The organism is Algorimicrobium echini, from assembly GCF_900115185.1.
GTDB classification, from domain to species: Bacteria; Bacteroidota; Bacteroidia; order Flavobacteriales; family Flavobacteriaceae; genus Algorimicrobium; species Algorimicrobium echini.
In genome coordinates this window covers 110,806-128,555 of record NZ_FOVN01000004.1, presented here as the reverse complement: position 1 = coordinate 128,555, position 17,750 = coordinate 110,806, and the positions used below count along the sequence as shown (strand labels likewise).

General features: G+C 33.7%; 15 protein-coding genes. 11 read left to right on the top strand and 4 right to left on the bottom strand.

The annotated features are described in order from the left end of the window. Positions 1-57: 57 nt before the first annotated feature. A complete protein-coding gene (locus tag BM239_RS10640; protein WP_092208396.1) occupies positions 58-585 on the bottom strand; it encodes a hypothetical protein in 528 nt (175 codons plus the stop codon). 7 nt (positions 586-592) lie between these two features. Then, positions 593-1,468: an NmrA family NAD(P)-binding protein gene (locus BM239_RS10635; protein WP_092208394.1), complete on the bottom strand. Its 876-nt coding sequence runs from the start codon at positions 1,466-1,468 to the stop codon at positions 593-595. A 186-nt stretch (positions 1,469-1,654) separates the two neighbouring features. Here BM239_RS10635 and uvrA point away from each other — a divergent pair, with 186 nt between their 5' ends. From uvrA to BM239_RS10600, 8 genes are all read left to right on the top strand, one after another. Continuing rightward, positions 1,655-4,486 carry an excinuclease ABC subunit UvrA gene (uvrA, locus tag BM239_RS10630; protein WP_092208392.1) on the top strand — a complete coding sequence of 944 codons (2,832 nt, stop codon included), beginning with the start codon at positions 1,655-1,657 and terminating at the stop codon, positions 4,484-4,486. A gap of 56 nt (positions 4,487-4,542) precedes the next feature. Continuing rightward, the gene (locus BM239_RS15315) at positions 4,543-4,713 is read left to right on the top strand and encodes a lmo0937 family membrane protein (protein WP_143094915.1); all 171 of its coding nucleotides are present in this window, start codon (positions 4,543-4,545) and stop codon (positions 4,711-4,713) included. Between the two features lie 217 nt (positions 4,714-4,930). Further along, entirely contained in the window at positions 4,931-5,620 is a 690-nt protein-coding gene (locus BM239_RS10625; protein WP_092208390.1) for an LOG family protein, read from the top strand. Positions 5,621-5,640: 20 nt separating this feature from the next. Next, a complete protein-coding gene (locus BM239_RS10620; protein ID WP_092208388.1) occupies positions 5,641-6,915 on the top strand; it encodes an endonuclease/exonuclease/phosphatase family protein in 1,275 nt (424 codons plus the stop codon). After that, positions 6,912-9,749, top strand: coding sequence for a gluzincin family metallopeptidase (locus BM239_RS10615; protein WP_177209028.1), 2,838 nt, complete (start codon positions 6,912-6,914; stop codon positions 9,747-9,749). The genes BM239_RS10620 and BM239_RS10615 overlap by 4 nt, the downstream gene beginning before the upstream one ends. Positions 9,750-9,920: 171 nt before the next feature. Beyond that, positions 9,921-12,332, top strand: coding sequence for an alpha-ketoacid dehydrogenase subunit alpha/beta (locus BM239_RS10610; protein ID WP_092208386.1), 2,412 nt, complete (start codon positions 9,921-9,923; stop codon positions 12,330-12,332). A gap of 145 nt (positions 12,333-12,477) precedes the next feature. After that, a complete protein-coding gene (locus tag BM239_RS10605; protein WP_177209027.1) occupies positions 12,478-12,855 on the top strand; it encodes a DoxX family protein in 378 nt (125 codons plus the stop codon). 95 nt (positions 12,856-12,950) lie between these two features. Then, positions 12,951-13,427 (top strand): hypothetical protein, encoded by a 477-nt coding sequence (locus tag BM239_RS10600; protein ID WP_092208384.1) that lies wholly within the window; start codon positions 12,951-12,953, stop codon positions 13,425-13,427. Positions 13,428-13,477: 50 nt separating this feature from the next. Here the strand turns inward: BM239_RS10600 and BM239_RS10595 are convergent, their stop codons facing one another. Then, a complete protein-coding gene (locus BM239_RS10595; protein WP_092208382.1) occupies positions 13,478-14,038 on the bottom strand; it encodes a type 1 glutamine amidotransferase domain-containing protein in 561 nt (186 codons plus the stop codon). A gap of 143 nt (positions 14,039-14,181) precedes the next feature. Continuing rightward, on the bottom strand, positions 14,182-15,186 hold the full coding sequence (holA, locus tag BM239_RS10590; RefSeq protein ID WP_092208668.1) for a DNA polymerase III subunit delta: 1,005 nt from the start codon (positions 15,184-15,186) through the stop codon (positions 14,182-14,184). Between the two features lie 105 nt (positions 15,187-15,291). On the opposite strand from holA, the gene BM239_RS10585 reads away from it, so the two are divergent. The 3 genes from BM239_RS10585 to BM239_RS10575 all read left to right on the top strand — a co-directional run bounded on the left by BM239_RS10585 (position 15,292) and on the right by BM239_RS10575 (position 17,746). After that, positions 15,292-15,735 carry a type I restriction enzyme HsdR N-terminal domain-containing protein gene (locus tag BM239_RS10585; protein ID WP_092208380.1) on the top strand — a complete coding sequence of 148 codons (444 nt, stop codon included), beginning with the start codon at positions 15,292-15,294 and terminating at the stop codon, positions 15,733-15,735. Next, positions 15,735-16,715: a glycosyltransferase family 2 protein gene (locus tag BM239_RS10580; RefSeq protein WP_092208378.1), complete on the top strand. Its 981-nt coding sequence runs from the start codon at positions 15,735-15,737 to the stop codon at positions 16,713-16,715. Before BM239_RS10585 ends, BM239_RS10580 begins: the two co-directional genes overlap by 1 nt. Before the next feature lie 191 nt (positions 16,716-16,906). Next, positions 16,907-17,746 carry an OmpA/MotB family protein gene (locus BM239_RS10575; RefSeq protein WP_092208376.1) on the top strand — a complete coding sequence of 280 codons (840 nt, stop codon included), beginning with the start codon at positions 16,907-16,909 and terminating at the stop codon, positions 17,744-17,746. Positions 17,747-17,750 lie beyond the last annotated feature (4 nt).

Sequence of the window (17,750 nt, the reverse complement as noted above, 5' to 3'; positions counted from 1 at the left end):
TTTAAATAGCAATTATCTTAAACCTTGAATCTAAAACCAGAAACCGAAACTTCTAACCTATTTCGAACGCTGCCCAACAAATTGCTGTTCCTTTAATTTAAATAACACATTAAAGGATGTTAAACTCCCATAACTTCGGGTAATGTATTGCTGTAAATCTATTTTTTCTTGTTCGTTTAAATTACTTGAATTTATTTTTTGTTCCATAACACGCAAACGGTCACGAACCATAGTAATTTTATGAAAAAAGGTGTCAATCGGCAATTCGCTGGATTTCAGATTGGTATCACCAGGTTCCAAAATCAGTTTGCCACCTTTCCATTTATCAGCTATATGAACCACTTCGCTGGCATCACTCCAACGTTTTAAAATTTGTATCAAACTACTTTCTACCTCTGCAAAACTAACGGTATCCACATCGTCTTCGGCTGCCTCAATGACTTCAAATTCAGAGTCAATAGCTATGGTTTCTAAACCGGAATCTATAAAAGTGACCCAGTAATGCTTAGAGGTGACGTTAGTTACCACACCCTTTCCATATTCTGGGTGATTAATTCTGGAGCTGATTCCTAAAAGTTGCTTCATAAGTGTATTATGTTTTATTAAATATATGCTGTTCTCGATTGATAAACGCGACTAAAGTGGTCGGTTTTTTGCCTGTCAATTTAAAAAAATTATTGGAAATTTCTGGTTCTTTTTGAAATCGTGGTAAAAAATGAAGTAAGGTCATTACCAAAGCAAAACCAGTAGTAAGACCATCTTTTCGTTTTTTAAAATAAAATCGAATAGGATTTATACTTTTAAAACGATAGGGTTTGTTAAGAATAATAGTCATCTGATGGGTAACAGCTTGAAAACTCAAATTTTCAGAGCCTGTAATATCATAACCACGGTTTTTATACAAATCAAACGCCTTGATTAAAACCGCAACTGCTTCACCTATATTTTTCACATCTACCCAATTAAACTTTGCTTGGCCAGCTGGTAAGGTAATGGTTTGCGTTTTTAAAATTTCTGGCAATAATGTGGAAGTTAAATTTTGCATAAAATAACCTGGCCGAACAAAAACATACTGAAAACCTAGATTTTTAATAAGGGCTTCAATTTTATAATGTGGAATCATGTTACTAGTTTCTACACCTTGAACGGATAAAAACACCACCTGTTGAATACCACTGGTTTTTGCCGCTTCCAAAAGCGGCTTAAAATACCTATCTACATCGGCCAGTTGTGGTGGACGCAGCAAAAACAGACTATCAACACCTTGAAATGCCTGACTAAAGGTGTCTGGTTTTTCAAAGTCGAATACCTGAAATGTTAGTTGGGAACTTGGCTGAAATTGTTGTTCAGCTGCCTCTACATTACGAACAGCTGCCACTATTTCTAAATCTTGTGGACTCTTGCAAAGGGAAGCCAAAACTTCAGACCCAATATGGCCTGTTGCGCCAGTTATAAGTATGCGTTTCATGTTTTCTATTATAACACCTAATGTAAAGGTTTTTGTTTAATGTCTCTTAAAATTTTAAATAGATATTGTAAAAATCTTTCAAAAGGGTAATTCTAGAATAAATCATAAACAGACATCGTTTTATAATTAAAAGCATAATCTGTACCTTTGCAAACTGGTCTGTAAATCAGTCCAGATTGCTATGCTATGAGTAAATTTGAAGATACTATTGAGGTTCAAGGCGCACGCGTTCACAACCTAAAAAATATAGATGTTTCCATTCCTAGAGAAAAACTGGTTGTAATTACGGGTTTGTCTGGTAGTGGTAAATCGTCATTGGCTTTTGATACCATTTATGCCGAAGGACAAAGACGGTATATTGAAACGTTTTCGGCTTATGCGCGTCAGTTTTTAGGTGGTTTAGAACGTCCTGATGTGGATAAAATTGATGGGCTTTCGCCTGTTATTGCCATTGAGCAAAAAACGACGAGTAAATCGCCACGATCTACGGTTGGAACCATTACCGAAATTTACGATTTTTTACGTCTGTTATACGCCAGAGCTAGTGATGCCTATAGTTATAACACTGGCGAACAAATGGTGAGCTATAATGACGAACAGATAAAAGAATTAATTACAGAAACTTTTAACGGGAAACGTATTAATATTTTAGCACCTGTCGTGCGTTCTAGAAAAGGACATTATCGTGAGTTGTTTGAGCAAATAGCCAAACAAGGCTTTGTAAAAGTCAGAACCGATGGCGAAATTAAAGACCTAGTAAAAGGCATGAAACTGGATCGTTATAAAAATCACGATATTGAAATTGTGATTGATCGTCTTAAAATTGATACTACAGCCGATAACGACAAACGCTTAACCGAAAGCATTAATACAGCCATGTATCATGGTGAAGATGTGCTAATGGTTATTGACCAAGACACTCAAGAAGTACGCTATTTTAGTCGGAATCTAATGTGTCCGAGTTCGGGAATATCCTATCCTAATCCGGAACCAAATAATTTTTCATTCAACTCGCCTAAAGGTGCATGTCCTACGTGTAATGGGATAGGAACTTTGTATCAAGTGAATGAAAATAAGATTATTCCAGACCCATCTCTATCTATAAAAGCAGGTGCATTAGCGCCTCATGGTCCGCAAAAAAACAGTTGGATTTTCAAGCAATTTGAAACCATTGCAACACGCTATAATTTCTCACTAAACGATGCTTATAAGGATATTCCGGATGCTGCCAAACAGATGATTTTATATGGTGGTAACGAAAAATTTGAGGTAGAAAGCAAGACTTTAGGCATTACCCGAGATTATAAAATAGATTTTGAAGGCGTTGCTAATTTTATAGAAAATCAATACAACACGGCTGAAACAACTTCTTTAAAACGCTGGGCTAAAGAATATATGGATAAAGTGGTTTGTACTACCTGTGAAGGCGCACGACTGCGAAAAGAATCGCTTTATTTTAAAGTGAATGGTTTAAATATTGCCGAATTAGCCAATAAAGATTTAGTAGATTTAGGTGCGTGGTTTCAGGATTTACCAAAACACCTATCTGAAAAACAAGTCAAAATTTCCGAGGAGATTATTAAAGAAATTTCATCGCGAACCCAATTTTTATTAGATGTTGGCTTGGATTATTTGTCATTAAACAGAAGCTCTAAATCGCTTTCAGGTGGTGAGGCACAACGGATTCGACTAGCTACTCAAATAGGTTCGCAATTAGTTGGCGTTTTATATATTCTAGATGAACCGAGTATAGGTTTACATCAACGTGATAATGAAAAACTGATAAAGTCCTTGGTATCCTTACGCGATATTGGAAACTCCGTAATTGTAGTAGAGCATGACAAGGATATGATAGAACATGCCGATTATGTAATTGACATTGGACCACGAGCCGGAAAACATGGTGGCGAAATTATTAGTATTGGTACACCAGAGGAGTTGAAAACACACAATACCTTAACGGCCGATTATTTAAACGGTAAAAAAGAGATTGAAGTTCCTAAAAAACGTCGGGAAGGGAATGGCAAAACACTAACCTTAAAAGGTTGTACGGGAAACAATTTAAAAAATGTATCTGTTGATATTCCTTTGGGAAAAATGATAGGTATAACTGGTGTTTCTGGAAGCGGGAAATCCACCCTAATAAACGAGACCCTCTACCCGATTATGAATGCGCACTATTTTAATGGCGTTAAAAAACCAATGCCTTATAAAAGCATAAAAGGCTTGGAACATATTGACAAAGTTATCGATATAAACCAGTCGCCAATTGGCAGAACACCACGAAGTAATCCAGCCACATATACAGGCGTTTTTAGTGAAATACGCAGTTTATTTGCTAAAATTCCAGAAGCCATGATACGTGGTTATAAACCAGGACGTTTTAGTTTTAATGTAAAAGGTGGTCGTTGCGAAACCTGCCAAGGTGGTGGTTTACGGGTTATTGAAATGAATTTTCTTCCAGACGTTTATGTAGAGTGTGAAACCTGTCAAGGCAAACGTTTTAATAGGGAAACATTGGAAATTAGATATAAAGGCAAATCCATTAGCGATGTATTAAATATGACCATGAATGAAGCGGTTGAGTTCTTTGAACACATTCCTAAAATTCATAAAAAAGTAAAAACCATTCAAGATGTTGGTTTGGGTTATATTACACTGGGTCAGCAAAGCACAACCCTTTCTGGTGGTGAAGCCCAAAGGATTAAGTTGGCAACCGAATTAAGCAAACGTGATACAGGAAACACCTTCTATATTTTAGATGAACCTACAACAGGATTGCATTTTGAAGACATTCGTGTATTGATGCAAGTATTAAATAAATTGGTTAATAAAGGCAATACCGTTTTAATCATTGAACACAATTTGGATGTGATTAAAACAGTAGATTATATTATTGATGTTGGCTATGAAGGCGGTAAAGGTGGCGGCGAAATTATAGCCAAAGGCACACCTGAAGACATTATTAAAAACAAAAAAAGCTATACGGCTCAATTTCTAAAAAAAGAATTAAAGTAATTACATTTCAGAAATATTTATTAGATTAGTAGGATAACCCTTTAAAACTAACAAATATGAGAAGTTTACTTTGGCTAGTTGCCGTAATTTGCATTGTTATTTGGATTTTAGGATTTTTTGGAATTGTTTCTGGAATGCCTACTGGTGATTTAATTCACATATTATTAGTTATTGCTGTAATAGTAATATTATACAATCTTATTTCAGGTCGAGGCCCTTTGAAATAGCACAGAAATTAAACATGATTTTTAAAAGACAAATCCAGTCGATTTGTCTTTTTTCATGTCCTTTTTTTAAACAATTCACTTGATGAAAACAGGAATTTTCACTGAAATTGAAATGATTCAAATAAAGCATGAATAATGCGCTTATTTCTCTTAAATTTGCTGTTGGATTTATGTTTTCCAAGTACTTAAAAAGATAACTTAAAAAAAATTATATAAAATGAGAACTGAACAACACCATAAACGTTGGAATGAAGTAAAAACAAATGACTCTTGGGCTATATTTAAAATCATGGGCGAATTTGTAAGCGGCTATGAAAAATTAAGTAAAATAGGACCTTGTGTTTCTATATTTGGTTCTGCTCGAACCAAACCAGACCATAAATACTATAAACTAGCGGAAGAAGTTGCTTGTAAAATTGTAGAACATGGCTATGGTGTTATAACAGGAGGTGGTCCCGGAATTATGGAAGCTGGTAATAAAGGTGCGCATATTGCTGGTGGGACATCTGTAGGCTTAAATATTGATTTACCCTTTGAGCAACACGACAACCCTTACATTGATTCTGACAAAAGTTTAGATTTTGATTATTTCTTTGTTAGAAAAGTTATGTTTGTTAAGTATTCACAAGGTTTTGTGGTGATGCCTGGTGGCTTTGGAACTTTGGATGAGTTGTTTGAGGCCATAACCCTTATTCAGACAAACAAAATTGAAAAATTCCCAATTATATTAGTAGGAACCGATTTCTGGTCTGGTTTATTAGATTGGATTAAAGCAACGGTTTTAGATGGCTTTGCTAACGTAAGTGCTAAGGATTTGGATCTAATTCACTTGGTTGATACAGCAGACGAAGTGATTCCAATCTTGGATAGTTTCTATAAAGAATCTGACCTTAGTCCAAACTTCTAAAATAGTTCCACACCTACCATATGAAAAAGAATTGGCTGTTTTTGATGCTTTTGGGCATCTTAAATTTTACAGGAATACGTGCACAAACATCCTTTAATGTGATGTTTTATAACGTACTAAACTTTCCTTTGGAAAACGCTGTACCCAATCGTTTAGCATATTTAGAGGTTATTTTAAACGATTACCAACCAGACATTTTCATGGTTTGCGAACTCAATAATGCCTTTGGTGCTAATAGCATTTTGCAGATGATTCAAGATCGGGTAAATAGCAATTTTGAAATGGCAACCTTTCAGCTAAACACTTCGGATGATACCATAGGAAATCAGAACGATTTGCAGAATTTGATATATTTTAACAGTTCTAAATTCATATTAGAAAGTCAGACAATTGTACCTACTATCTTTAGAGATTTCAACCATTATCGCTTAAAATTAAACACAGTAAATCAAGCTAGTAATCCTATTTATTTAAATGCTATTGTCTGTCATTTAAAAGCCTCTAGTGGCACCGAAAATCAGGCTTACCGCTTACAAATGGTAAACGACTTAACAAGTTATTTAAGCACGTTGCCTGCAAATAGCAATGTGCTGCTTGCAGGCGATTTTAATGTGTATACCAGTTCGGAACCTGCTTTTCAGGAATTGATAAACCCTACCAATACAATTACATTTACAGATCCTGCTAACAAAATTGGCAGCTGGCATAACAATACTAACTTTGTGGATGTATTTACACAATCTACCCGAACACAAACTGGTTTTGGTGGCACAACTGGTGGTTTTGATGACCGTTTTGATTTTATCATGACATCAGAAAACATGCTTTCCAATACAGACCTGTATTATGAACCTAATTCCTATCAGGTTTATGGAAACAATGGTAATACTGATTGTTTTAATCAATCCATAATCGATTCTGAATGTGCTGGTATTAAGTTTTCATTTAATATCCGTGAGGCACTTCATTATTTTAGCGACCACTTACCGGTAACCTTACAAATTTCAACAAATGCCTCATTATCCATTCCAGAGTTTTCAACAACACTATCAAAATCTATTGAAATAGTGGGTTCAAATTACATTCAAAATAGTTTAACACTAAAAGTAAATAAGCTTTTTCATGACACAGATATCCTAAAAATATACAACACACTAGGACAACAAGTAAAAACCATTCCTGTTCAAACTGCGTATACTTATAACGTATCCTTAACAAATTTATCAGCTGGCATCTATTATATTGTAGCCAGCAACACACAGGTTGAACCTTTAAAGTTTATTAAAACACATTGAGCATTAAAAATCTATTTAGTAGCATCTTTTTATTTTTTGGCATTGTAGTATTTGGACAAAATACCATGGATGTTAAAGCAACCTTTGATGTGACTAAAAATCAGATCCGAATTTCTCAAACCATTACCTATTTTAATAAAACGAACGATACACTTCAAAGTATTTATTTAAATGATTGGAGTAATAGTTTTGCTACCAAAAACACACCGCTGGCCAAGCGTTTTTCAGAAGAATTTAAAACAGAATTTCACTTTGCAAAAAATGAAGATCGTGGCTATTCCGTAATTACTTCCATTCACCAAAACGAAGTAGAATTAGAGTTTGACCGTGTTAAAGATCATATTGATGTTGTTAAAGTTGAATTAGAAACTCCTTTACTACCAAAGAACTCTTATACCATCCATTTAAATTATATTGTACAAGTTCCTAACGATAAGTTTACAAGATATGGCGTGAGCACATATGGAGACTACAACCTTCGGTATTGGTATGCAACACCTGCTGTATACAATGGCGAATGGCAATATAGTAGCCATAAGGATTTGGATGATATGTTTGTACCTGAATCAGATATTCGGCTAGAAATTACTTGTCCTTTAAATTATTATATAGAATCTGAATTAGATAAAATTGATTATTACCACGTTAAAGACAATCAAACAGTTGTTTTTTCAGGTAAAAACCGCTTGAACTCCAAATTGTTTCTAAATAAATTATCCCTATATCGAGAAATTGAAACCGATAACTTTACATTAATCTCCAATGTAGATGATGAGAATTTAAATGCCATGAACAAGGCTTTGGTAACAGACAAAATAGTACAATTTTTAACCGACAATTTAGGAGACTATCCGCATGAACGCTTATTAATATCAGATATTGATTACAGAAAAAGCCCTATTTACGGTTTGAATTTATTACCAAGTTTTATCAGACCGTTTCCCGATCACTTTCAGTATGAATTGAAAATTTTAAAAACAGGACTTCGCAATTATTTAGAGAATATATTATTAATTAATCCGCGAACGGACCAATGGTTAATGGATGGAATTCAAACCTACTATTTAATGAAATATGTAGATGAAAATTATCCAGACATGAAATTAGCTGGAACACTTTCCAATATCTGGGGTATTAAATCTTTTCATGCTATGCAATTAGATTTCAATGCTCAATATAGTTTTCTGTACATGCACATGGCGCGCCAAAATATAGACCAACCACTAACCATGCCGAAGGATTCATTAATAAAATTTAATGAAAATATAGCTAACAAATACAAGGCTGGTGTAGGTTTAAAATACATGAATGATTATTTGGGAAATCAACTGGTTGATTCTATACTCACCGAATTTCTAATTACAAATAGACATAAAGAAGTCAATACCGAACGTTTTGAACGCTTTGTAAAATCAAAAACTGACAAAGATTTAGAGTGGTTTTTTACCGATTATATTCACACCAAAAAATATATTGATTACACCATTTCTAAAGCCATTCGCGAAAACGATTCCATACATGTAACCATTAAAAATAATAGTGATATAAGTGTCCCTATTTCCTTGTTTTCATTTACCGATAAAACGGTCACGTCTAAAATTTGGTTAAATAGTATTAAGGATTCCCTAACCGTTACAATTCCCGATACCCAAACAACCAAGGTCGTATTAAATCACGATCAAATTGTGCCTGAATTTAATGTCCGGAATAACACCAAGACACTTACCAAAGCTCTTTTTAACAGACCCTTACAAATTAGATTAATAAAAGATATTGAAGATCCTGATTACAATCAGATTTTCCTAATGCCAATTGTGGAGTTTAATAATATTTATGATGGTATTGTTTTAGGTGTTAAAGCTTACAATAAAACCGTGTTACGAAAACCTTTTTATTACAAAATAGCACCACAATATGGTTTAAAATCACAATCACTTACAGGATCTGTAACATTAAATTACATTCAGTATATTGATGATTCCTCACCATTATTCAATATTAATTATGGTGTAGGTGCAAGCTATTCTAGTTATGCAGAGGATTTGTTTGTCAGAAAATTCACACCTGCTGTTCAGCTTTCGTTTAGAGATAAAAATAATTTACGCTCTAACAAACGTCATTACTTAAACTTACGTTATGTAGATATTAATAGAGATTCAGATCCTTCTGCTTTATTAACTTCCGAAACCAACCAACCAAACTATGGCGTTCTTAATTTACGTTATAATCATATAGACAAAGATTTGGTAAATTATTCCTCTTGGTTTGCAGACACGCAGTTTTCTGAAAAATTTGGAAAGGTCGCCTTAAACTATGAGTACAGAAAGCTAACCAAAAATAATAGGCAGTATAATTTACGTTTTTTTGCAGGTGTTTTTCTGTACAATAAAACGTTTAGGGATTCTGATTATTTTAGCTTTGCTCTAGATAGACCAACCGATTATTTATTCGATTACAATTACTATGGACGCTCGGAAAGTGATGGATTATTTAGTCAGCAACTTATTATAGCTGAAGGCGGTTTTAAGTCGCAATTACAACCAAGTTTTGCAAACCAATGGATAACCACTTTAAATGGCAGCATGACTATTTGGAAATATATTTTGGCTTATGGTGATGTTGGTTTGGTAAAAAATCATGACACTGGTGCCGAATTTGTTTACGATACTGGTGTTCGCGTGAGTTTAATTGAAGATTATTTTGAACTCTATTTTCCTGTTTATTCAAATTTAGGATGGGAAATAGCTCAACCGCAATATGCCGAGAAAATCAGATTTATTGTCACCTTAGATTTTAAAACCTTGTTAGGATTATTTACCAGAAGATGGTATTAAACAATTTCCCAATCACTACAGAATCTGTAACAGATTTCTAATTTAAGCTTATTTACTGATAAAAATGCAATAAAAACCCCTTTTATTTCATAATTAATCAATTTTATAACAGTTCAGGTCGTTGTAAATATTAGTTATAATAACTACCTTTGCAAAAATACCTAGTCACCTATGAAAGCAAATCCTGAAATAAATAAAGACCTGTCTTTTGAAGATTTTAAAACCGAAGTTTTAAACGATTATAATCTAGCCGTTACTTCCCGTGAGTGTAGTTTGTTAGGACGTCGTGAAGTATTGACAGGTAAAGCAAAATTCGGGATTTTTGGCGATGGTAAAGAAGTTCCGCAATTAGCCATGGCAAAAGCGTTCAAAAATGGCGATTTTCGTTCAGGATACTATCGTGATCAAACCTTTATGATGGCCATTGGCGCTTTAAACATTGAACAGTTTTTTGCCGGACTTTATGGGAATACGGATTTAAAAGAAGAACCAATGTCTGCTGGTCGCCAAATGGGTGGACACTTTGCTACACAGAGTTTAGATGAAAATGGGAACTGGAATAACCTGTTAGAGCAAAAAAATTCGAGTGCCGATATTTCACCTACAGCTGGACAAATGCCTCGTTTGTTAGGATTGGCACAAGCATCAAAAATATACAGACAAGTTACAGGCATTGATACCACCAATTTTTCAAACAAAGGCCACGAAGTAGCTTGGGGAACTATTGGAAATGCCAGCACTAGTGAAGGTTTGTTTTTTGAAACCATTAATGCAGCTGGCGTATTACAAGTGCCGATGGTTATGAGCGTTTGGGATGATGAATACGGTATTTCGGTTCATGCAAAACACCAAACAACCAAAGAAAACATATCAGAAATATTAAAAGGCTTTCAGCGCGAAAACGACCAAAAAGGATTTGAAATTTTACGCGTTATGGGTTGGGATTATCCAGCTTTAATTGAAACCTACCAAAAAGCCTCTAATGTAGCTCGTGAAGAACATGTACCTGTTTTAATTCATGTTCAAGAATTAACTCAACCTCAAGGTCACTCTACCTCTGGTTCGCATGAGCGCTACAAAAATGAAGCACGACTATCTTGGGAAGCTGAATACGACTGTAATGTTAAATTTCGTGAATGGATTATTGCTAATGGTATAGCAACCGATGATGATTTAACAGCTCTAGAAAAAACCATAAAAAAGCAAGTTCGCGATGGTAAAAAAGCAGCCTGGACCGCATTTTCACAACCTTTAAAGAACGAACAAAACGAATTGATAGCTTTATTAGAAACCGTTGCTACAGCAAGTTCTAACAAAGTATTTATTGAAAAACTAAAAAATGATTTGGCTGAAATTTCAGAGCCAATCCGAAAAGATATACTATCTACAGCTCGTAAAGCCTTACGTTATGTTGTGCATGAAACATCGGAAACTAAAGATCAATTAACCTCTTGGATTAATAATTATATTGATGTTGTTCAACCTAAATACAGCTCGCATTTATATTCACAATCGGAAAAATCAGCTTTAAATATTAAAGAAGTAAAACCAACTTATGATGATTCTAGCGAAAACGTAGATGCTCGTTTAGTAATCCGTGACAATTTTGATGCTATTTTTAGCAAGTATCCAGAAGCGCTTATTTTTGGTGAGGATGCTGGCCATATTGGCGATGTCAATCAAGGTCTGGAAGGTATGCAGGAAAAATATGGTGAATTGCGCGTATCAGATGTTGGTATTCGTGAAGCTACTATTTTAGGGCAAGGTATTGGTATGGCTCTTCGTGGTTTACGTCCAATTGCCGAAATTCAGTATTTGGATTATATTCTATACGCCTTGCAAATTATGAGTGATGATTTAGCAACGTTACAATACAGAACTAAAGGTCGTCAAAAAGCACCTTTAATTATTAGAACAAGAGGACACAGATTAGAAGGTATTTGGCATTCTGGCTCACAAATGGGTGGTGTAATTCATTTAATTCGTGGCATCCACGTTTTAGTGCCACGTAATATGACTAAAGCAGCTGGATTCTATAATACCTTATTGGAAAGTGATGAACCTGCTTTAATAGTAGAATGCTTAAATGGCTACCGTTTAAAAGAGAAAATGCCAACCAATATCGGTGAATTTAAAACCCCTTTGGGTGTGGTAGAAACCATTCAAGAAGGTAATGATATTACGTTAGTATCTTACGGCTCCACACTTCGCGTAATTGAGCAAGCTGCTAAAGAATTACTAGAAGTTGGTATTAGTGCCGAAATTATTGATGTACAATCGTTATTACCATTCGATTTAAACCATGACATTGTGAAAAGCGTAGCGAAAACAAATCGGTTAATGGTAATTGATGAAGATGTTCCTGGAGGTGCTTCAGCCTTTATTCTAAACGAAGTTTTAAACACACAAAATGCCTACAAATATTTAGACAGTAAACCTGAAACACTAACAGCTAAAGCCCATAGACCAGCTTATGGAACTGATGGCGATTATTTTTCTAAACCATCTGTTGAAGATGTTTTTGAAGCTGTTTATAACCTGATGCATGAAACAAATCCGCATGAATTTCCAAAATTAAGATAAACAATATTTTATAAAACAACTATCTAAAGACCTGATTGTAAAAATTTACAATCAGGTCTTTTTGTTTTAGTATATTTAAGCTCTAACTCTAACTAAAACAATGATGCTTTTATTTTAATAATCGCTTCACAAAAAAATTTAACCTATGCTGACAAAAAATTATACCAATTTAGCTCTAGCTATTTTAAGAATTAGCATTTCTGGCATGATGCTCGTTCATGGCATTCCTAAAATAGAACGCCTGTTTACAAGTCCTATTGAATTTGGCGACCCTATAGGTGTTGGCCCAACAGCATCTCTAATTTTAGCCTTAATTGGTGAAGTAATTGCTCCTATATTTATTATCATTGGCTATAAAACCAAATTAGCAGCTATTCCTGCAACCATAACCATGTTGGTAGCTGCATTTATTGTTCATTTAGAAGATGATTTTTATACCAAAGAAAAAGCCCTTTTATATCTTGTTGGATTTTTAGTGCTATTTTTAACTGGACCTGGAAAGTATTCTTTGGATAAGCACTAATTTTAAACCGAATAAAAATAAACAATCTTTTTTCTTTCGAGAGATTACATGCATTTAATAAAACTAAAAGATTCCCGTTTTAACGGGAAATTAATATGAAAGCTGTTTCTGTAGTTACCATAAAAAAAGAGTTACAACATAAGTCCAATAAAGATTTGATGGAATTGGTGCTACGGTTGTCTAAATTCAAAAAAGAAAATAAAGAGCTACTCACCTATTTATTATTTGAATCTCATGATGAAACAGGTTATATAGAATCGGTTAAAAACGAAATCGATTTACAGTTTTCAAACATAAATACCAGCAGCTATTTCTATATTAAAAAAAGTGTTCGTAAAATCTTGCGACTCATAAAAAAGTACGCGCGTTATTCCTTAAAGAAAGAAACCGAAGTTGAGCTTCTGCTCTATTTTTGTGAATGTTTAAAAAACATGACACCTTCTATATCACGAAATGTAACGCTTACCAATATTTACGAAAGACAAATTTTAGCTATTGAAAAGATTGTGAAAACGTTACATGAAGATTTACAGTATGATTATAATTTAGTACTGGAAACTTTAAAGTCATAAAAAAAACGCAAACCGTTTGGTTTGCGTTTTTTATAAGATTGACAAAAATATTATGCCATCTGTTCTTCATGTTTACCTTCATAAACCTCTTCAACTAATTTAGAATTAAATGCCGGTAAATCTTTTGGTGAGCGGCTTGTTACTAATCCGCTGTCTACAACAACTTCTTCATCTACCCAATTAGCTCCTGCATTAATAATATCTGTTTTAATTGAGTCATAAGAGGTTACTTTTCTTCCTTTTAAAACACCTGCTTCGGCTAATAGCCAAGGTGCGTGGCAAATAGCTGCTACTGGCTTGTGATTTTCAAAAAATGATTTCACAAAATTCACCGCATTTTTATTTTTTCTCAACAAATCAGGATTAATAACACCACCTGGTAGCATGAGCGCGTTATAATCGCTATGAGATACACCATTTAATGTTTTATCGACTTCATAGGTTTTACCCCAATTTCCATCTGTCCAAGATTTTATAGTTCCAGATTCAAGACTCACTATATCAACATGAGCACCTGCTTCTTCCAATGCTTTTTTTGGTTCTCTTAATTCACTTTCTTCAAAACCATTCGTAGCTAAAATTGCTACTCGCTTTTTATTTAAATTCTCCATTTTAAGTATTTTTAAGATTATTAATTCGTTTACCTTAATATAATAGATATCTAGGCTTTCAACGAATTTGAAAGACTGTTTAACGGAAGTTTAATAAAAAATGTTAAAGGATGGGGTTATCATGTTAAAAACAAAGAAAACTGTTAATACATGATACGAACCATGAGCTCTTTTAATAAGTCGCTTTGAGGCACAGCATTAGCACCGACACCTTTCCCCTTGACATCAAATGCACGTAAATCCGAGATAATTGCACTTACTTTTTTCATAGGATAATTACGCGCTGCAACAATATATTCCTCTGTAAAATAGGGTGATATTTTTAATGCTGCTGCCACGCTTCTGGATGATTTATCCTTCAAACCATGCAAATGTAATACACGGCTAAAATAGGTGTATAAAAACCCAACGGTAAGAACCATAGGATTATCCTTGGGGTTTTCTCCAAAATATTTAATAATCTTATTCGCTTTAACCACATCACGATAACCAATGGCTTTGTGCAATTCAAAATTATTATAATCTTTACTAATTCCTATGTTTTCTTCTATCAGCTCTGGCGTTATTTGAGTACCTTCAGGCAAAACGATTATTAATTTATCTAATTCGTTACTAATTTTACTCAAATCTGTTCCTAAAAATTCTGTAAGCATTTGAGCACCTTTTGGTGTGATACTATAATTTTTACCGGACAATACACGGTTTATCCAACCCGGAACTTGGTTGTCGTATAATTTTTTGCTTTCGTAAACAATAGCAGTTTTATTTAGTGCCTTGTACAACGATTTACGCTTATCAATTGTTTTGTATTTGTAATTAAAAACCAAAATGGTTGATGGCTGCGGGTTTTTTGCATACTCTACTAAATTTTCAATAGTTCGGGATAAATCCTGTGCTTCTTTAACAATAATAACCTGATATTCAGCCATCATGGGAAAACGTTTGGCGTTTCCTACAACTTCATCAATAGTAACATCACGACCATATAAGACCATTTGATTAAAACCACGTTCATCTTCTGTTAAAACGGTTTCTTGAATATAATCGGAAATTTTGTCAATATAATATGGCTCTTCACCCATTAAAAAATAAATGGGTTTAAAGTTCCGTTTCTTGATATCGGTTACTAATTGTTTGATTTCGTCCAAAATACTGACTTTTCGAAATTTAATATACCTGTTCTTAAAAAAGAGGCCAGGCATTTGGTTTTTGATTATTGAACGTTAACTTTGGCAAAATCATAAGCGGCAACCATGCAAGCACTCAATTTTCCGAAGTTTTCGTTTCGTTTCAAAAATAGCGAAAATAAAGTTTCTATATTCGATCCTATTCGGAAAAAATTTGTGATTTTACAACCTGAAGAATGGGTGCGCCAAAACTGTTTACAAGTTCTATTACAAGAAAAAAAATATCCTAAATCGCTTATAAACGTTGAGAAAGAATTGCGTGTCAACGATTTAAAAAAGCGCTACGATATTGTAGTTTATAATCCAGATGGTAGTATTCACTTAATTGTTGAATGTAAGGCTCCTAGTATTCCCATTACGCAAAGCACATTTGACCAAATTGCACAATATAATTTAACCTTAAATGCCACATATTTAATGGTAACCAACGGTTTAAATCATTATTATTGCCAAATGGATTTCAAGGCAGAATGCTACACATTTTTAAAAGACATACCTGATTATATTTAATGAAAATAGCAGTTGTTATATTAAATTGGAATGGACAAAAGCTTTTAGAACAGTTTTTACCAGCCGTTTTAGCTTTTTCTAAAGAAGCTATTATTTATGTTGCCGACAATGCATCAACCGATAGGTCTGTCATGTATATTAAGGAAAACTTCCCAACTATTCAGATAATTGAAAATTCTGAAAATGGTGGTTATGCCAAAGGCTATAATGACGCTTTAAAACAGGTAAACGAGGACATCTATTGCTTATTAAATTCTGATGTAGAAGTTACTGAAAACTGGTTAAACCCAATTCTTAAGGAATTTGAAAACAGTCGGGAAACAGCTATTATTCAACCAAAAATTTTAGATTATAAAAACAAGGATTATTTTGAATATGCTGGTGCTGCAGGCGGATATATTGACAAATACGGTTATCCGTTTTGTAGAGGTCGTGTGTTTAACACTGTTGAAAAAGACTTTGGACAGTATAATAATAAAGCCAAAATATTTTGGGCATCGGGTGCCTGTTTATTTATTCGGAAATCCGTTTTTGATACTTTAAATGGTTTTGACGAATCATTTTTTGCTCATATGGAAGAAATTGATTTATGCTGGCGAGCTTTTAATCGAAATTTAAAAACGGTTTATATCGGAGCCTCAACAGTGTTTCATGTTGGAGGCGCAACACTTAAAAATACAAACCCAAAGAAAACCTATTTAAATTTTAGAAATAGTTTATTTGCTTTGACAAAAAATGCATATGGCAATTTATTCATTCTGATTTTTACGCGACTTTTATTAGATGGTATAGCAAGCGCCATGTTTCTAATTACTTTTAAGTTTCATCATATTTTAGCCGTTTTAAAAGCGCACATAAGCTTTTATAAACACCTACCATTACTGCTAAAAAAACGTAAAAACCTAAAACAAAAAACACACTACTTTAATACAAAATCTATTGTTTGGGATTATTACATCAAGCGTAAATACCAAGTTTAAAATTAACGATACTTTTTTAGAGTCCGTTTCTTTAGCTTTTAAGTTAAAATTTACGTATTTTTTAATTTATTATGTTGAAAATTAATTGTTTATAAATTTGTTAAAGTTTTTGTTAATAGAGACAAGATGAACTAATCTTTTGTATAATTTTGATCTGTTAATAAATAACATCTAAAATCACATTAAGTATTATGAAAAAACTAATTTTATTGAGTATTTCCGCCATGTTTCTACTTGGCTCATGCGTTTCTAAAAAAGAATATGCAGCTCTTGAAGCCAAGCAAAAAGAAACACAAGATTTATTAAATACTGCAACGATAAAGTTAAACTCCTGCTTATCTAAAGCACAAGGTTTAGAAGATCGTATTGCCGATTTAAAACGAACCAACGACAACCTTATTACCAGCAATGAAGCTTTAACAATGCTTACATCTAAAGGTGCTAGTAATGTTGAAAAAACACTTGAAAGTTTAAAAGAGAAAGATTTAAGAATATCTCGTTTACAAGACGCTGTTAGCAAAAAGGATAGTGTTATGTTAGCGCTGGTTACCAGTTTGAAAAAAGAAGTTGGTATCAACGATCCAGACATACAAGTGAATGTTGAAAAAGGTGTCGTATTTATTTCTATAGCTGATAAAGTATTATTCCAAAGTGGTAGTTACAGTGTAACAACTAGAGCTCAAGAAATTTTAGGAAAAGTAGCTACAGTTGTTAAGAGCAAGCCTACATTTGAATGTATGGTTGAAGCGCATACAGATCCTGTTCCTTATAACAAGCCTCCATTAATTGATAACTGGGATTTAAGCGTTAAGCGTGCCACATCTGTTGTTCGTGTATTAGAAGATTTAGGCGTAGCACCTAAACAACTTATTGCTGCTGGTCGTGGTGAATACCAACCATTAGTAGATAATGACACAGCTGAAAACAGAGCTAAAAACAGACGTACAAGAATTATTGTATTACCAAAAATTGATGAATTCTACGAAATGATTGATAAGGAAATGAAAAACCTTGAAGCAGACGGCAGATAATCGT

Bases quoted from the DNA above. Each gene is read 5' to 3' on its own strand.
- BM239_RS10580 (WP_092208378.1), top strand. From the start codon at position 15,735: ATGAAAATAGCAGTTGTTATATTAAATTGGAATGGACAAAAGCTTTTA.
- BM239_RS10640 (WP_092208396.1), bottom strand. From the start codon at position 585: ATGAAGCAACTTTTAGGAATCAGCTCCAGAATTAATCACCCAGAATAT.
- BM239_RS10605 (WP_177209027.1), top strand. From the start codon at position 12,478: ATGCTGACAAAAAATTATACCAATTTAGCTCTAGCTATTTTAAGAATT.
- BM239_RS15315 (WP_143094915.1), top strand. From the start codon at position 4,543: ATGAGAAGTTTACTTTGGCTAGTTGCCGTAATTTGCATTGTTATTTGG.
- BM239_RS10600 (WP_092208384.1), top strand. From the start codon at position 12,951: ATGAAAGCTGTTTCTGTAGTTACCATAAAAAAAGAGTTACAACATAAG.
- BM239_RS10620 (WP_092208388.1), top strand. From the start codon at position 5,641: ATGAAAAAGAATTGGCTGTTTTTGATGCTTTTGGGCATCTTAAATTTT.
- BM239_RS10575 (WP_092208376.1), top strand. From the start codon at position 16,907: ATGAAAAAACTAATTTTATTGAGTATTTCCGCCATGTTTCTACTTGGC.
- uvrA (WP_092208392.1), top strand. From the start codon at position 1,655: ATGAGTAAATTTGAAGATACTATTGAGGTTCAAGGCGCACGCGTTCAC.
- BM239_RS10635 (WP_092208394.1), bottom strand. From the start codon at position 1,468: ATGAAACGCATACTTATAACTGGCGCAACAGGCCATATTGGGTCTGAA.
- BM239_RS10595 (WP_092208382.1), bottom strand. From the start codon at position 14,038: ATGGAGAATTTAAATAAAAAGCGAGTAGCAATTTTAGCTACGAATGGT.
- BM239_RS10625 (WP_092208390.1), top strand. From the start codon at position 4,931: ATGAGAACTGAACAACACCATAAACGTTGGAATGAAGTAAAAACAAAT.
- BM239_RS10585 (WP_092208380.1), top strand. From the start codon at position 15,292: ATGCAAGCACTCAATTTTCCGAAGTTTTCGTTTCGTTTCAAAAATAGC.
- BM239_RS10610 (WP_092208386.1), top strand. From the start codon at position 9,921: ATGAAAGCAAATCCTGAAATAAATAAAGACCTGTCTTTTGAAGATTTT.